13 protein-coding genes are annotated in these 15700 nt (G+C 69.4%); 3 read left to right on the top strand and 10 right to left on the bottom strand.

Annotated features, from left to right (window positions below; all coding sequences use genetic code 11):
• Positions 1-131 precede the first annotated feature (131 nt).
• The 9 genes from K7957_RS13440 to K7957_RS13400 form a co-directional block, all read right to left on the bottom strand.
• Complete coding sequence (locus K7957_RS13440; RefSeq protein ID WP_223012489.1) at positions 132-2126, bottom strand: ATP-binding protein; 1995 nt, start codon at positions 2124-2126, stop codon at positions 132-134.
• Positions 2127-2198: 72 nt separating this feature from the next.
• Complete coding sequence (gene bioB / locus K7957_RS13435; protein WP_425517206.1) at positions 2199-3257, bottom strand: biotin synthase BioB; 1059 nt, start codon at positions 3255-3257, stop codon at positions 2199-2201.
• Positions 3194-3610 carry a lysozyme inhibitor LprI family protein gene (locus tag K7957_RS13430; protein WP_343228410.1) on the bottom strand — a complete coding sequence of 139 codons (417 nt, stop codon included), beginning with the start codon at positions 3608-3610 and terminating at the stop codon, positions 3194-3196. The genes bioB and K7957_RS13430 overlap by 64 nt, the downstream gene beginning before the upstream one ends.
• On the bottom strand, positions 3607-5952 hold the full coding sequence (gene scpA, locus K7957_RS13425) for a methylmalonyl-CoA mutase (RefSeq protein WP_223012603.1): 2346 nt from the start codon (positions 5950-5952) through the stop codon (positions 3607-3609). Before scpA ends, K7957_RS13430 begins: the two co-directional genes overlap by 4 nt.
• A 58-nt stretch (positions 5953-6010) precedes the next feature.
• Positions 6011-6796 (bottom strand): enoyl-CoA hydratase-related protein, encoded by a 786-nt coding sequence (locus K7957_RS13420; RefSeq protein ID WP_223012487.1) that lies wholly within the window; start codon positions 6794-6796, stop codon positions 6011-6013.
• Positions 6789-7226 carry a methylmalonyl-CoA epimerase gene (gene mce, locus K7957_RS13415; protein WP_223012486.1) on the bottom strand — a complete coding sequence of 146 codons (438 nt, stop codon included), beginning with the start codon at positions 7224-7226 and terminating at the stop codon, positions 6789-6791. The genes K7957_RS13420 and mce overlap by 8 nt, the downstream gene beginning before the upstream one ends.
• Positions 7223-7435 (bottom strand): hypothetical protein, encoded by a 213-nt coding sequence (locus K7957_RS13410; RefSeq protein WP_223012485.1) that lies wholly within the window; start codon positions 7433-7435, stop codon positions 7223-7225. The genes mce and K7957_RS13410 overlap by 4 nt, the downstream gene beginning before the upstream one ends.
• Positions 7432-7719, bottom strand: coding sequence for a hypothetical protein (locus K7957_RS13405; RefSeq protein WP_223012484.1), 288 nt, complete (start codon positions 7717-7719; stop codon positions 7432-7434). Before K7957_RS13405 ends, K7957_RS13410 begins: the two co-directional genes overlap by 4 nt.
• A 44-nt stretch (positions 7720-7763) precedes the next feature.
• Positions 7764-9290 carry an acyl-CoA carboxylase subunit beta gene (locus K7957_RS13400; protein WP_223012483.1) on the bottom strand — a complete coding sequence of 509 codons (1527 nt, stop codon included), beginning with the start codon at positions 9288-9290 and terminating at the stop codon, positions 7764-7766.
• 106 nt (positions 9291-9396) lie between these two features.
• Here K7957_RS13400 and K7957_RS13395 point away from each other — a divergent pair, with 106 nt between their 5' ends.
• The 3 genes from K7957_RS13395 (at position 9397) to K7957_RS13385 (ending at position 12716) form a co-directional block, all read left to right on the top strand.
• On the top strand, positions 9397-10773 hold the full coding sequence (locus K7957_RS13395) for a helix-turn-helix domain-containing protein (protein ID WP_223012482.1): 1377 nt from the start codon (positions 9397-9399) through the stop codon (positions 10771-10773).
• A gap of 250 nt (positions 10774-11023) precedes the next feature.
• Positions 11024-12418 (top strand): Na+/H+ antiporter NhaA, encoded by a 1395-nt coding sequence (gene nhaA / locus K7957_RS13390; protein WP_223012481.1) that lies wholly within the window; start codon positions 11024-11026, stop codon positions 12416-12418.
• 112 nt (positions 12419-12530) lie between these two features.
• Positions 12531-12716, top strand: a complete 186-nt coding sequence (locus tag K7957_RS13385; RefSeq protein WP_223012480.1) for a hypothetical protein — start codon at positions 12531-12533, stop codon at positions 12714-12716.
• A 132-nt stretch (positions 12717-12848) separates the two neighbouring features.
• On the opposite strand, the gene K7957_RS13380 is transcribed toward K7957_RS13385, so the two are convergent.
• Entirely contained in the window at positions 12849-15593 is a 2745-nt protein-coding gene (locus tag K7957_RS13380; protein WP_223012479.1) for a [protein-PII] uridylyltransferase, read from the bottom strand.
• Positions 15594-15700: the final 107 nt, after the last annotated feature.

Raw genomic sequence — 15700 nt, 5'->3', positions numbered from 1 at the left:
GCAGCATCCACTGGGCCGCGAGCGACGCAGCTCCTCAGTGTGCGGCAGCGTGGATCCTGGAACGAGTTTAGGATGGGGAATGGGATGAACCGGCGGCACCTGGCCCGAAGGCGATACGCCGTCCGCCCCCCTCACTCCAGCTCTAGGATCACCTGATCGACCGCCAGGCTGTCGCCCGCCGCCGCGTTGAGCGTCTTCACCGTCGCGCTCTTCTCGGCGCGCAGGATGTTCTCCATCTTCATCGCCTCGACGACCGCGAGCGGCTGGCCGGCCTCGACCTTGTCGCCTACTGCAACATCGAGCCGAACGAGCAGGCCCGGCATCGGCGCGATCAGGAACTTGGACAGGTCGGGCGGCACCTTCTCGAGCAGGTGCTGCGCGTAAGGCGCGACCCGCGCGGGCAGCACGCGCGCGACATGGCTGGCGCCGCGCGTCGTTAGCCTGAAGCCGGTGCGCGTCGGCGCGATCCGCACCGCCAATCGCGCCTCGTCCGCCAGCTCCGCCTCGATCAGCCGGTCGCCGGGCGTGTATTCGATCCCGATATCCAGGGGTTCGCCGTCGACGTTGATCGCGTCGGGCGAGACGTGGACGTCATGATCGACTTCGCCGATCCGCACTACCCATTCGGCGGGGGGTTGGAGGCGGTGACCGAGCTGACCCTCGATCCGCCGTGCCCGGTCGGCGTGCGCGGTCGCGGCGAAGGCAGCGATCGCGGCAAGTTCGCGCAACAGCGCCGGCGCGGCCGGCGCGCCGTGGAAGCCGTCGGGATATTCCTCCGCGATGAAGCCGGTCGTCAGGCGACCCGCACGGAAGCGGGGGTGCTGCATCAGCGCCGAGAGGAAGTCGATGTTGGTGCCCGGCCCCTCGATCTCGAAGGCGTCGAGCGCCGTGACCTGCGCGTCGATCGCCGCCGCGCGCGTCGGCGCCCAGGTGATCAGCTTGGCGATCATCGGGTCGTAGAACATGCTGACCTCGCCGCCCTCGGCGACGCCGTCGTCGACGCGGGTGCGCACCAAATCCTCCCCGTGCCGGGGAGGATTGTACCGCACCAGTCGCCCGATGCTCGGCAGGAAACCGCGATACGGGTCCTCGGCATAGACGCGGTTCTCGACCGACCAGCCGTTGATACCGACGTCGCTCTGCCCGAACGCGAGCGGCTCACCGGCGGCGACGCGGATCATCTGCTCGACGAGATCGAGCCCGGTGATCTCCTCCGTCACCGGATGCTCGACCTGCAGCCGCGTGTTCATCTCGAGGAAGTAGAAGCTCTCGCCGGTCGTATCGGTGCCCGAGACGATCAGCTCGACCGTGCCCGCCGAATGATAGTCCACCGCTCGCGCGAGCGCGACCGCCTGCTCGCCCATCGCGGCGCGCATCTTGGGCGTGACGAAGGGCGACGGCGCCTCCTCGACGACCTTCTGGTGGCGGCGCTGCACCGAACATTCGCGTTCGTTGAGATAGACGATGTTGCCGTGCTGATCGCCGAGCACCTGGATCTCGATATGGCGCGGGCTCTCGATGAACTTCTCGATGAAGACGCGGTCGTCGCCGAAGCTCGCCAGCCCCTCGCGCTTGGTCGCCTCGAAACCCTCGCGCACGTCCTGCTCGCTCCAGGCGAGCCGCATGCCCTTGCCGCCGCCGCCGGCCGACGCCTTCATCATCACGGGATAGCCGATCTCACCCGCGATCCGCACCGCCTCGTCGGTGTCGGCGATCTCGCCGAGATAGCCGGGGACGACGTTGACGCCGGCCTGCTTGGCCAGCTTCTTCGACTCGATCTTGTCGCCCATCGCCGCGATCGCGCCCGGTGGCGGTCCGACGAAGGCGATGCCCGCCTCGGCGCAGGCGCGCGCGAAGCTCTCGCGCTCGGACAGGAAGCCGTAGCCGGGATGGATGCAGTCGGCGCCGGTCTCCCTGGCGGCGAGGAGGATCAGTTCGGCCTTTAGATAGCTCTCCGCCGCCGGCGCCGGCCCGAGCCGCACCGCCTCGTCCGCCATCAGCACGTGCGGCGCGCGCGCGTCGGCGTCGGAATAGACCGCCACCGTCTGAAGCCCCATCCGCTTCGCGGTGCGGAACACGCGGCACGCGATCTCGCCGCGATTGGCGACCAGGATCTTCTTGAACACAGACCTCTCCTGCTGCTCCGCCGCCGCGAGCGGCGACGAGCGCTTGTCTTATCCGGCCCCGACCGCCGCCGGTTATTCGGCCGCCTGCGCCAGCCGGCACTCGGCGGCCATCGGCGTCACCCCCAGCTTGGCGAAGAGAGCGGCGTCCTTATCATCGCCGGCGTTGCCCGCGGTCAGCAACTTGTCCCCGGTGAAGATCGAGTTGGCGCCCGCCATGAAGCACAGTGCCTGGGTCGAGTCCGACATGCTCTCGCGCCCGGCCGACAGCCGCACCATGCTGGCCGGCATCGTGATGCGCGCCACCGCGACGGTTCGGACGAACTCGATCTCGTCGATCTTGGCGAGCGGCGTGTCCGCCAGCATGTCGCCGAGCACGGTGCCCTTCACCGGCACCAAAGCGTTGACCGGCACGCTGCCGGGATGCTCCGGCAGCGTCGCCAGCGCGTGGACGAAGCCGACGCGATCCTCTCGCGTCTCGCCCATGCCGACGATGCCGCCGCAGCAGACGTTGATCCCGGCCGAGCGCACCGCGTCGAGCGTGTCGAGCCGCGCCTGGAAGGTGCGGGTGGTGATCACGTCGCCGTATCGCTCGGGCGAGGTGTCGATATTATGGTTGTAATAGTCGAGCCCCGCCGCCGCGAGGCGATCGGCCTGGTGCGGCTCGAGCATGCCCAACGTCATGCACGTCTCCATGCCCATGCCGCGCACGCCCTCGACCATCGCGACGATCGCGTCCATGTCGCGGTCCTTGGGATTGCGCCACGCCGCGCCCATGCAGAAGCGGGTCGAGCCATTGTCCTTCGCCTGCGCCGCCGCCTGCAGCACCGCGCGCACGTCCATCAGCTTGGTCGCCTTGACGCCGCTCTCCGCGCTGACCGACTGCGAGCAATAGCCGCAATCCTCCGGGCAGCCGCCGGTCTTGATCGACAGCAACGTGGAGAGCTGCACCTGGCCGGGCGCGTGATGGGCGCGGTGCACGGTCTGCGCCTGCCACATCAGCTCGTTGAACGGCAGGTCGAACAGCGCAGCGATCTCGTCGCGAGTCCAATCGTTGCGTACCGCGCCCGTCACTTCGTCCACTGCATTCCCTTCAACTGCTGCGTCCGCGCCCGAGTCACCTTGGCGAGACATCGCACCTGCGCCATCGGCTGGAGCGAGCCGCCCGCGAACTCAGCCCCCTCTAGCACGCATTGCTTGTCGCGAAACTGGAGCCAGGCGCGCTGACTGGCGAGCGCCGCCGCGGCATAGCCGAAGCCGCCGCCGCGTGAGCCGTCGGCGGAGTCGCGCTTCTTCATATCGGCGTAGAGCACGCGCCACGCCTGGGTCATCTGCGCGTCGGCTTGTCGGTACGCGGCGCCGGCCTGCTGATTCATCTGCGCCTTGGTCTGCGCCGCGGCTGATGTGGCGAGAAGCGCGAGTGCGCCTCCGATCGTCATTGTCAGTCGGCGCACCATGCTGTCGCGGCGCGAAGGATGAACGGTCACGCGGCCTCCCCCTCCGGGGGCATGTTGTGGCCGAGCAGGCGGAGCACCTCCTCCGCCGCCTGGATCAGGTTGGTACCGGGCCCGAAGATCGCCTGCACGCCGGCGTCGCGCAACGTCTCATAATCCTGCGCGGGGATGACGCCGCCCGCGATCACCTTGATGTCGGCGCGTCCGGCGTCGCGCAGATGGCCGATCAGCTCGGGGATCAGCGTCTTGTGCCCGGCGGCGAGGCTGGAAGCGCCGACGACGTCGACGTCTTCCTCCAGCGCGAGCTCGCTCGCCTCCCGTGGAGTCTGGAAAAGCGGCCCCGGGACCACGTCGAACCCGAGATCGCCGAACATGCTGCTGACCAGATTGGCGCCGCGGTCGTGGCCGTCCTGGCCCATCTTCGCCACGAGCAGGCGCGGGCGGCGACCGAGCCGCCGCTCGGTCGCCTCGACGCCGCGCACGAGGCGCGCCCAGCGCTCGTCGTCGGCATAGGCGCCGCCGTAGATGCCCGTGACCGGCCTGGGGTAAGTGCCGAAGCGGCCGAACACGTCCTCCATCGCGGCGGAGATCTCGCCGAGCGTGGCGCGCGCGCGGGCGGCATCGACGGCGAGGGCGAGGAGGTTGGTTTCAACTCCTCCCCGGGACGGGGAGGTGGCAGCCGTAGGCTGACGGAGGGGGGCTTCCTCAGGCGCGATCGCCTGCGGCGCCCCCCCTCCACCATGCTGCGCATGGTCTCCAGCACCGGGTTGATCATGCACCGCATGATCAAGGATTGTCCGGGGAACGATCCGATCCGATGCTCCTTCCAGAAGAGGATTTCGCCCAGCACGAGCCCCCTCACGCAACTTGTCGAGCGCGCGCTGGCACGCCGCCTCGTCGCGCGCCGACTTGACCGCGGCGATGCGCCTCACCTGCGCCTCGCGCACCGCGACATTGTCGACGTCGAGGATGTCGATCGGCGCCTCGTCCGCCAGCCGGTATTTGTTGACGCCGACGATCACGTCCTCGCCGCGATCGACCCGCGCCGCCCGCGCCGCCGCGGCCTCCTCGATCATCGCCTTGGGCCAGCCGGCGGCGACCGCCTTGGCCATGCCGCCCTCGCGCTCGACGCGCTCAATGATCTCCCAGGCGCCGTCGACCAGGCTCTTGGTCAGGCTCTCGACGTAATAGCTGCCGCCGAGCGGGTCGACCACCTTGGTCATCCCCGTCTCTTCCTGCAGCACGATCTGCGTGTTGCGCGCGATCCGCGCGGAGAAGTCGGTGGGCAGCGCGATCGCCTCGTCGAGCGCGTTGGTGTGCAGCGACTGGGTGCCGCCCAGCATCGCCGCCATCGCCTCGATCGTGGTGCGCATGACGTTATTGTACGGGTCCTGCTCGGTCAGCGACACGCCGCTGGTCTGGCAGTGGGTGCGCAGCATCTTGGAGCGCTCGTCCCTCGCACCCAGCTGAGTCATCGCACGGTGCCACAGCACCCGCGCCGCGCGCAGCTTCGCCACCTCCATGAAAAAGTTCATGCCGATCGCGAAGAAGAAGCTAAGGCGCCCAGCGAACTTGTCGATGTCGAGCCCGCTGGCGACGCCGTATTTCACATAATCGATGCCGTCGGCGATGGTGAAGGCCAGCTCGTGGAGCTGCGTGGCCCCCGCCTCCTGCATGTGATAGCCGCTGATCGAGATGCTGTTGAACTTGGGCATCTCGCGCGACGTATAGGCGAAGATGTCCGAGATGATCCGCATGCTCGGCTCGGGCGGGTAGATATAGGTGTTGCGGACCATGAACTCCTTGAGGATGTCGTTCTGGATGGTCCCGTCGAGCAGCTTGCGGTCGACGCCCTGCTCCTCGCCCGCGACGATGAAGAAAGCGAGGATCGGGATGACCGCGCCGTTCATCGTCATGCTGACCGACATCTGATCGAGCGGGATGCCGTCGAACAGGATCTTCATGTCCTCGACGCTGTCTATCGCGACCCCCGCCTTGCCAACGTCGCCGGTGACACGCGGGTGGTCGCTGTCATACCCGCGGTGGGTGGCGAGGTCGAACGCGACCGACAGCCCCTTCTGCCCCGCCGCTAGGTTGCGGCGGTAGAAAGCGTTCGATTCTTCTGCGGTGGAGAAGCCGGCATACTGACGGATCGTCCACGGCCGGCCCGCGTACATCGAAGCCCGCACGCCGCGCGTGAACGGCGCGAAGCCGGGCAGGCCCGGCTCCCAGTCGACGACATCGTCCGCGGTGTAGAGCGGCTTGACGTCTATGCCTTCCGGCGTGTGCCAGGTAAGGTCCTTGTCCTTCACCTCTCTGGAAGCGGCAGCCTGCCAGTCGGCGTGGCTCGGGCGCGAGGTCGGTTCGGGTGTCATTTCGGGCACGCGGGTGCTGCCGGCGTCCTCGCCGATGTTACGCTCGATCTCGGCCATGTCAGGCGCCCTTGAACGCGGGTGCGCGCTTCTGGAGAAAGGCCGTACCGCCCTCGATCGCGTCGACGGTGCCGCGAATTGCGCGCTGGTCGTCGGCCTCGCGCGCAAGCGCGGTGGCGAGGTCGCTCTCCAGCGCGGCGTGCAGTCCGCGGCGGATCGCGCCCAGCGCGACGGTCGGTCCGGCGGCGAGCCGCTCGGCCAGCGCGAACGCCGCCGCGTCAAGGTCGACGTCCGCCACCAATCTGTGGATCATGCCCCAGTCGAGCGCCTTGGCGGCGAGCACGCGCTCGCCGAGCAGCATCATCTCCGCGGCGCGCCCGCGCCCGATCAGCCGCGGCAGCAGCCAGCTCGCGCCGCCGTCGGGGACGAGACCGATGTTGACGAAGGCCTGGAGGAAATAGGCGGTGTCCCCGGCGACGCACAGGTCGGCGGCGAGCGCGAGGCTACAGCCGATCCCGGCCGCCGGACCTCGCACAGCGCTCACCACCGGCACCCGCGCCGCAGCGACGGCGAGGATCGCGGGATTGTAGGAGTGGCTCAGCGCCGCATGCGTCGCTGCGCCGGGATCGTCGCTGGTCAGCGCGCCCGCGCCAACGTCGGCGCCTGAGCAGAAGGCCCGGCCGGCGCCACGGATCAGCACCGCCCGCGCGTCGCCGAGATCGCCCAGCGCGGCGGTGATCGCCTCGAACATCGCGGGCGGGGCGGCGTTGAGCCGGTCGGGCCGGTTGAGCGTGAGGACGAGCACGTCGCCGCGCCGCTCAGTCAGGATCATCGCCGGCTCAGTCATGCGGGTCTCCGTGGGGCCTCTCCATCAGCTCGACGAGCACGCCGCCCATGTCGCGCGGGTGGACGAACACGATCGGGGTGCCGTGCGCGCCGATCCGCGGCTCGCCCAGCACGGTCGCGCCCTGATCGGTGAGATGCGCCACCGCGGCATGGATGTCGGGCACCTCGAAGCAGACGTGATGCTGGCCGCCGCTGGGGTTCCGGCGGAGGAAGCCGGCGATCGGTGACGCGTCGTCATAGGGCTGGATCAGCTCGATCTGCGTATTGGGCGCGTCGATGAAGCAGACGCGCACGCCTTGCGCAGGCAGGTCGAAAGGCGCGCCGTTCGCCTCCGCGCCGAGCAGCATGCGGTACGTCTCGACCGAGCGCTCGATCGAGGGCGTGGCGATGCCGACGTGATTGAGGCGGCCGAGGCGCGGGAGATACGTCATTCCTCGAGCCGCGGGCGAGCGTTCATCATCGCGGCTCCTTGTATCACGCCCTCCAACCGGCTGACCCGATCGCGCAATCCCCCATGTGCCTCGGCGAGCGCGGCGACCCGTGCGTTGAGCCAGGTCAAGTCTCTCGCCAACAGATCGAGCTGATCCTTGACGGTCATCACTGTCTTGAGCGCGCCCAGCGCTTTATCGACGGCGCTCACTTTGGCTCCCCTGCCAGTACCGCATCGACCCCCGCACAAGCACGCTCGATATCGCCGCGCATCGCCGCGATCGTCTCACGCATGTCGACGACAGCACCGTTCACCAGCGGCACGAGCAGGTCCACGACTCGCTCGTCGTCCGATGACGGTGCTGGGTCCACGATGTAACGGCTCGTCGCCTCGCGCAGGACATGCCCGACAGACATGCCGTTCTCGCGCGCGAACGCGTCGAGCGCTGCCTTGTGATCGCGGGTGGTCAGGAACGTCACTCGCTCTGTCTGCATCGCCGCACTCCTTCACATGCCCTTACGCTGTACATGATGAGGCGTCACAGAGGGATGTTGTCGTGCTTTTTCCACGGGTTCTCCAGTAACTTGCCGCGCAGCTTGCGCAACCCGAGAGCGATGCGGCGGCGCGTCGAGTGCGGCTGGATCACCTCGTCGACGAAGCCCTTGCTCGCCGCGACGAAGGGGTTGGCGAAGCGCGCCTCATATTCGGCAGTGCGCTCCGCGATCTCCTCGGGCGTGCGGCCGCGGAAGATGATCTCCACCGCGCCCTTCGCCCCCATCACCGCGATCTCAGCGGTGGGCCAGGCGTAATTGAGGTCGCCACGCAGGTGCTTGGACGCCATCACGTCATAGGCGCCGCCATAGGCCTTGCGCGTGATCACCGTGATCTTGGGGACGGTCGCCTCGGCATAGGCGAACAGCAGCTTGGCGCCGTGCTTGATGATGCCGTTATGCTCCTGCACGGTGCCAGGCAGGAAACCGGGGACGTCGACGAAGGTGACGATCGGGATCTCGAAGGCGTCGCAGAAGCGGACGAAGCGCGCCGCCTTCTTCGAGCTGTTGATGTCGAGCACGCCCGCGAGCACCATCGGCTGGTTGGCGACGATCCCGACGGTACGCCCCTCGACCCGGCCGAAGCCGCAGAGGATATTGGCCGCATGCGCCGGCTGCACCTCGAAGAAGTCGCCCTCGTCCACGGTCTTCCGGATCAGCTCGTGCATGTCGTAGGGCTGGTTGGCGTTGGCGGGGACGAGCGTGTCGAGGCTGGGCTCGATCCGGTCCCAGGCGTCGGCGGTCGGCCGCTCCGGCGCCGTCCCGCGGTTGGAGGCGGGAAGGAAGTCGACGAAGTCGCGCGCGGCCAGCAGCGTCTCGATGTCGTCCTCGAACGCCACGTCTGCGACGCTGGTCCGGGTGGTGTGGGTGATCGCGCCGCCCAACGCCTCCTGCGTCACCACCTCGTTGGTCACCGTCTTCACCACCTCCGGGCCGGTGACGAACATGTAGCTCGAACCCTTCACCATGAAGATAAAGTCGGTCATCGCCGGGCTGTAAACAGCGCCGCCCGCGCACGGCCCCATGATCAGCGACAGCTGCGGCACGACGCCGCTCGCCAGCACGTTGCGCTGGAACACCTCGGCATAACCGCCGAGGCTCGCGACGCCCTCCTGGATGCGCGCGCCGCCGCTGTCGTTCAGGCCGATCACGGGCGCGCCGACCTTTATCGCCATGTCCATGATCTTGCAGATCTTCTGCGCGTGCCGCTCGGACAGCGAGCCGCCGAACACGGTGAAGTCCTGGCTGAACACGAAGACGAGGCGGCCGTTGATCGTGCCCGATCCGGTGACGACCCCGTCGCCGGGGATCACCTGCTCCGCCATGCCGAAGTCGACGCAATTGTGCTCGACGAACATGTCGACCTCCTCGAAGCTGCCCTCGTCGAGCAGCACGTCGAGCCGCTCGCGCGCGGTCAGCTTCCCCTTGGCGTGCTGCGCAGCGACGCGCCTCTCGCCGCCGCCCGCGCGCGCGGCGGCGCGGCGACGTTCCAGCTCGGCGATGGTCGAGGACATGCGGCTCTCCCGTGACGTGCGGCGTCGTCCTGCCCGCCGCCGCGCGCCCGCGCAAATGCGAAGTTGCGAATTTGCGAAGCATTGTTTTGCGAATAAGGTGGTTGCGATGAGACAGCGGCTCTACGCCGGCGCCGCGCTACGTGACCTGCGCCGCGACGCCGGACTCACCCAGCGCGCGATGGCGCAGCGGCTGACGCTGTCGGTGAGCTATCTCTCGCAGATCGAGAGCGACGAGCGCCCGCTCACCGGCGCGGTCCTCGCCGCGCTCGCGCGCCACTTCCCTGCCGCGCTGGCGCAGATCGAGGGCGAGGTGCCCGCGCGACGCCTCACCGCGCTGACGCAGGTACTCGCCGACCCCGCCGTCGCGCCGATGGCACCCGACGAGGTGGCGCGGCTCGCCGAGCAGAGTCCCGACCTCGCCGATCGGCTGATCGCGCTCCATGCCGCCAAGCGCGCCGCCGACGCGCGCGCCGCGCTCGCCGAGGAGGCGATGACGGCCGGTGCGGGCGCCCGGCTGCCGTGGGAAGCGGTGCGCGACTGGTTCCACGAGGCCGGCAATTACGTCGACCCGCTCGACCGCGCCGCGGAGGCGCTCGCCGATGCGCAGGGCGCCACGGGCGGAGGCGAGTGGGTCGTGGCGGCGCTGCGCGGGCACGGCGTGACGATCGCCACCGACCAGCATGACGACGCCCCGCTCGCGCGCTTCGACGGCACGCGCCTGACGCTCGCCGCGGCGCTCCCGACGGAGAGCCGGCGCTTCCTGATCGCGCACCGGCTCGCGGCGCTCGCCTTCGCCGCGCCGATAGAGGGGATCGTGGCCGCCGCGCCGCTGGTTCAGGACGAGGCGCGGCGGCTGCTCGCGACAGGCCTGGCCAATTACGCCGCCGGCGCGCTGCTGATGCCCTATGGCGCGTTTCGCTCGGAAGCGCGCCGCGTGCGTCACGACATCGACCGGCTCGCGCGTCGCTTCGCCACCAGCTTCGAACAGACCTGTCACCGCCTCTCGACGCTGCAACGCCCTGGCGAGGAGGGTATCCCCTTCTATTTCTGCCGTGTCGACATGGCGGGCAACATCACCAAGCGCCACTCGGCGACCCCGCTCCAGTTCGCGCGCTTCGGCGGCGCTTGTCCGCTGTGGCACGTCCACGAGGCGGCGGCGATCCCGGACCGCATCCTGGTCCAGCTCGCCGAGACGCCCGACGGCGCGCGCTACGTCTCGCTCGCCAAGGGGCTGGTCAAGCCCTCGGGTCAGTTCGCGCGCAGCCCGCGGCGCTATGCGGTGCTGCTCGGCTGCGAGGCGCGCCACGCGGCCGATTTCGTCTACGCCGACGCGGTGGACCCGCGCGGCGCTGCGACCCCGATCGGGATCAGCTGTCGCCTGTGTCCGCGCATCGACTGCGACCAGCGCGCCTTCCCGCCGACCGATCGCGCCATCGCGGTCGATTCCTCGGAGCGGCGCGCGGTGCCGTACCGCGTGATGTGAGGGAGAGGACGGCTGACACTGGGGTCGATCCGCTGCTGCTTAACGTCATCCCGGACTTGGTCCGGGATCCAATCGTCCGCGCGAGCAACGATCGCCCCATCAGCGGCACGGTGCTTCCCGGACGATGACGTTACAGGGGCCAGCATCGGCGCTTAGTCATTGATACGGGTCAGTGGGCTGCCCTGAGAGGGAACGCCCTGCCCCGCTCGCCCGTATGCCTACCACTATTCACTCGCGGGAGAACGCATCCATGGCGCTCAGCCCGCGCCTGTCCGGCCAGGTCGCGGCGCGCGCGCATCACTCGCCGGTCGCCCGCATGCTCCGCAAGATCGAGCCCTTCTTTGCGATCGGCCAGGTCTCGGGCGGGCCGCTACTGCTCGCATCACTGGTCGCGCTGGTCGCGATCAACTCGCCGTGGAGCGCCGACTATGCGCGGCTGTGGGACCGGCCGCTGCGGTTCAGCTACGGCAGCTGGCAAATCGAGCGCTCGGTCGCCGAATGGGTCAACGACGCGCTGATGCCGTTGTTCTTCCTGATCATCGGCACCGAGGTGAAGCGTGAATTCGTCAAGGGCTCGCTGAGCTCGTGGCAGACAGCGATCTTCCCCGTGGCGGGCGCGATCGGCGGGCTGGTCGTGCCCGTTGGCCTCTATCTCGCCTTCAACTACGGCACGCCGACGCAGCACGGCTGGGGCGTGGTCGCGGCGATGGACACGGCCTTCAGCCTCGCTATCGTCGCGATGTTCACCACGCGGCTGCCGCCCGCGGTGCGCGCGGTGCTGCTCGCGTTCGCCGCGATCGACGACGTGTTCGGGCTGCTCGTCATCGCGGTGGCCTATACCGAGGCGTTGCACCCGTGGTTCCTGTTGCTCGCCGCGATCGGCTATGCCGCGATGATGGTGCTGCTGCGGCTCCGCTGGGTGGCACCGATCCTCTACATCGCCTGCGGACTCGTGGTCTGGGTCGGGGTGCTCGGCTCGGGCGTCCACCCGACCATCGCCGGCGTCGCGATCGGGCTGTTGCTGCCGACCAGCTCGCGACTCTCCGAGAAACGCTTCGTCGAACGTGTGCAGAAGCCCGTCGACCAACTCAAGGCCGCCCAGGCGGCGGCCGACCGCGCCAGCGACGAGGAGGAGGCCGAGCAATATCGCGAGAAGGCGCAGCAGCGATTGGGCTATCTGCACGAGATGGCGGCGGCGACCGACGAGGCGGCGGAGCGGCTCGTGCGGATCCTGACGCCCTGGGTGTCGTATATCGTGCTGCCGCTGTTCGCGCTGTCGAACGTGCGGATCCACTTCTCGCCGGCGCTGGTCAGCGACGCCGCGCGGTCGCCGCTGGCGCTCGGCATCGTCGTCGGGCTGGCGCTGGGCAAGCCGGTGGGCTTCCTCTCAGCCACGTGGCTGGCGACGCGGCTCGGTCAGGCGCGGCTGCCAGACGGGGTCACGTGGCGGATGGTGCTCGGGATCGGAGCGCTGGCAGGGATCGGCTTCACCATCTCGCTGTTCATCGCCGAGCTCGCCTTCGCCGAGGCCGAGCTGACCGAGATGGCCGCGCTCGCGGTGCTGGCGGCGTCGCTTGTCTCGGGCCTGTTCGGCTATGGCGTGCTGTGGCACACGGCATCCACGGCCGAGTCCGGTGCAGAGTGACCGCGCTCCTGCGCACGCGGGATTACCGCCCGGTTAACCCAAGACAGCGTGTCCAGGCGCGCCCGTTCGCCCGCGCGGCGGGTTAGGACAGCGAGTAGCAGGAGCCTCACCGATGTCCGACGATCGCGCCAATGCTGGCGAGGGGGCCGACCCCGCCACCGACATCGACCAGCAGAACGACGGCACCACGACGGAGGATCTCGCCGAGCACGGCACCGGCGAGACCCGCGCCGGCGCGGGCGAAGGGCCCGACGCGGGCGCGTACGACGATGCGGTCGACGAGGACGAGCGCGACTGAGGGCTCAAGCGGTGTCGCGGTACGGTACGGGGAAGCCCTCCGAGCGAACGGGTCTTGGGATCGCCGCGTTGCGCCTGAATACGCCCCTCGGCGCGGATATGGCGGGGACGGCGCAGCTCCGCGCGAGCCTATCTACGCCGCCTCCTCGTACGGTACGCCGGCGGCGGCGGCGAGCAGGCGCTTCTCCAGCGCGCGCTGCCGCGCGCCGGCCGCCAGCTTGTCGCCGGTGAGGTCAGTCAGGTAGAAGACGTCGACCGCGCGCTCGCCGTACGTGGCGACATGCGCCGAGTGGATCGTCACCTTCGACAGGAACAGCGCGTGCGCCAGCTGGTTGAGCAGCGCGGGCCGATCGCGCGCCGCCACCTCCACCACGGTGAAGCGGTTGGACGCCTTGTTGTCGACCAGCACGTTGGGTTCGATGCGGAAGGCGTCGGCGCGCGCGCGCGGCAGCGGCTTGGCGCGCAGCCGATCGGTCAGCTTGCCGCGCCCCGCCAGCGCGTCCTCGATCGCGGTCTTGAGTCGCTCGAGCTGCCCGGCCTCGTCGAACGGGCGGCCGAGCGGATCCTGTACGAGGAAATTGTCGAGCGCCATGCCGTCGCGCGTGGTGTGGATGCGCGCGTCGATGATGTTGCCGCCGGCGACGTGGATCGCGCCGGCGATGCGGCTGAACAGGCCGGGATGGTCGGCGGCATAGACCGTCACCAGCGTCGCGCCGCGCTCGGGATAGACCTGCGCGTCGATCGACAGCAGCGCGTCGCCCGCGGCCGTGACGAAGGCGGCGTTGTGCGCGAGCACATCCACGGGCTCGGCGATCCAATAGGCCTCGGGCAGGCGGTGCGCGTAGGCGGCGAGCTCGGCCTCGCTCCACCCCATCGCCGCGCGCAGCCCGTCCTGCTTGGCGAGCAGCCGCTCGCCGCGCCCCTTCTGCTTGTGGCCGAGCCGCAGTACCTCCTCGGCGCGGTCGTACAGGTCGCCGAGCAGCTGGCCCTTCCAGCCGTTCCACGTCCCTGGTCCCACCGCCCTGATGTCGACCACGGTGAGCACCAGCAGTAGCCGCAGCCGTTCCGGGCTCTGCACGATGTCCGCGAAGTCGAGGATCGTCTTGAAGTCGGTGAGGTCCCGGCGGAAGGCGGTGGCGCTCATCAGCAGGTGGTGGCGCACCAGCCAGGCGACCGTCTCGGTCTCTGCCGGAGTCAGGCCGAAGCGCGGGCCGAGCCGCTCGGCCACCTCGGCGCCCAGGATCGAGTGATCCCCGCCCCGCCCCTTGGCGATGTCGTGGAGGAACACCGCGACATACAGCACGCGGCGCGACACGATCTGCTCGATCACCGCGCTGGGCAGCGGATGCTCATCGGCGAGCTGACCGTGTTCCAGCCGGCTGAGCAGGCCGAGCGCGCGGATGGTGTGCTCATCGACCGTGTAATGATGGTACATGTCGAATTGCATCTGCGCGACGACGCGGGCGAAGTCGGGCACGAACTGGCCGAGCACCCCCGCCTCGTTCATCCAGCGCAGCGCCAATTCGGGGTCAGCGTCGCCGGCGAGCAGCTCCAGGAACGCGGCGTTGGCGCGGGCATCGCGGCGCACGGTCGCGACCAGCTTGGCGTCGCGCGTGGCGGCGCGCATCGCGAGCGGGTGGATCTCCTTCGCCTCGCGCGCGGCGAGCGCGAACAGCTCGACCAGCCTCACCGGATCGGCGCGGAGGAAATCGTCGTCGGGCAGCGCGATCCGGCCGCCGTCCACGGTCAAGCCGTGGAGTTTGCGCGGCGCGCGGCGAAGACGGGGCAGGCCGTAGCGCCGCTTCGGCGCGAACCGTTCCTCCAGATGCGCCAGGAACAGCCCGGTGAGCGAGCCCACCGCCTTGGCCTGGAGGAAGTAGAATTGCATGAAGCGCTCGACCGCCGGCTTCCCCGGGCGCGCGGCGTAGCGCATCCGTTCGGCGATCTCGCGCTGATAGTCGAAGGTCAACCGGTCCTCGGCGCGACCGGCGATCAGGTGAAGGTGGCAGCGCACCGCCCAAAGGAAATTGTCGGCGCGATGGAAGGCGCGATATTCCACGCGGGTGAACAGCCCGATCTCGACCAGCTCGGCGGCGCGCTGCACGTCATAGACATATTTGCCGATCCAGAAGAGCGCGTGCAGGTCGCGCAGCCCGCCCTTGCCTTCCTTGATGTTGGGCTCGACGACGTAGCGCGTGTCGCCCATGCGGACGTGGCGCGCGTTGCGCTCGGCCAGCTTGTCGGCGATGAACTGGCGCTCGGTGCCGTGCCGCACGTCGTCGTTGAAGCGCTTTGCCGCGTCGGCGTAGAGTGCCTCGTCGCCCCAGACGTAGCGACCTTCCAGCAGCGCGGTGCGCACGGTCACGTCGGCCTTCGCCTGGCGCACCATCTCGTCGAGCGAGCGGCTCGAGTGGCCGATCTTCAGCCCCAAGTCCCACAAGGTGTAGAGCATCGACTCGATGACCTGCTCGGCCCAGGGGGTCTGCTTGCCCGGCGTGAGGAAGCCGATGTCGACGTCGGAGAAGGGCGCCATCTCGCCGCGGCCATAGCCACCCACCGCGATCAGCAGCAGCCGCTCACCCGCGGTTGGGTTGTGGACCGGATAGAGCCGCTGCGTCGTCACCTCGGCGAGCACGGTCAGCAGCTGGTCGACCAGATAGGCTTGGGCGTTGGCGGCCTCGAGCCCGCGCGACGGCGTCGCGGCGAGCCGCCGCGCGATCTCGGCGCGGCCGGCGTCCAGCGCCTCGCGCAGCAGCTGACTCAGCCCGCGGCGCAGGGTCGCGGGATCGTCGCCCGGTAGCAACGCGGCCGCCTCGGCGAGCGCGCGACGGCTGACGATCGCGCGGCGGTGGGGAAGATGGTCGAAGCGCCCGGTCATGCGCGCTCTCATAGGATGCGAGGGTTAGCGAGTCGCCCCCTCGCTCACGCCGCACTCGTCGTCGCGTCCGAGCATCGCTTTTTTGCTCGGGTCCAGCCCCCACAAGC

It is taken from the genome of Sphingomonas yunnanensis (genome assembly GCF_019898765.1).
Lineage (GTDB): Bacteria > Pseudomonadota > Alphaproteobacteria > Sphingomonadales > Sphingomonadaceae > Sphingomonas > Sphingomonas yunnanensis.
This window is presented reverse-complemented; position numbering and strand designations above follow the sequence as displayed.

Coding starts and splice junctions, on each gene's coding strand:
- K7957_RS13400 (WP_223012483.1), bottom strand. CDS start 9,290: ATGTCCTCGACCATCGCCGAGCTGGAACGTCGCCGCGCCGCCGCGCGC.
- K7957_RS13380 (WP_223012479.1), bottom strand. CDS start 15,593: ATGACCGGGCGCTTCGACCATCTTCCCCACCGCCGCGCGATCGTCAGC.
- nhaA (WP_223012481.1), top strand. CDS start 11,024: ATGGCGCTCAGCCCGCGCCTGTCCGGCCAGGTCGCGGCGCGCGCGCAT.
- bioB (WP_425517206.1), bottom strand. CDS start 3,257: ATGTCTCGCCAAGGTGACTCGGGCGCGGACGCAGCAGTTGAAGGGAAT.
- K7957_RS13405 (WP_223012484.1), bottom strand. CDS start 7,719: ATGCAGACAGAGCGAGTGACGTTCCTGACCACCCGCGATCACAAGGCA.
- K7957_RS13385 (WP_223012480.1), top strand. CDS start 12,531: ATGTCCGACGATCGCGCCAATGCTGGCGAGGGGGCCGACCCCGCCACC.
- scpA (WP_223012603.1), bottom strand. CDS start 5,952: ATGACACCCGAACCGACCTCGCGCCCGAGCCACGCCGACTGGCAGGCT.
- mce (WP_223012486.1), bottom strand. CDS start 7,226: ATGACGTATCTCCCGCGCCTCGGCCGCCTCAATCACGTCGGCATCGCC.
- K7957_RS13395 (WP_223012482.1), top strand. CDS start 9,397: ATGAGACAGCGGCTCTACGCCGGCGCCGCGCTACGTGACCTGCGCCGC.
- K7957_RS13420 (WP_223012487.1), bottom strand. CDS start 6,796: ATGACTGAGCCGGCGATGATCCTGACTGAGCGGCGCGGCGACGTGCTC.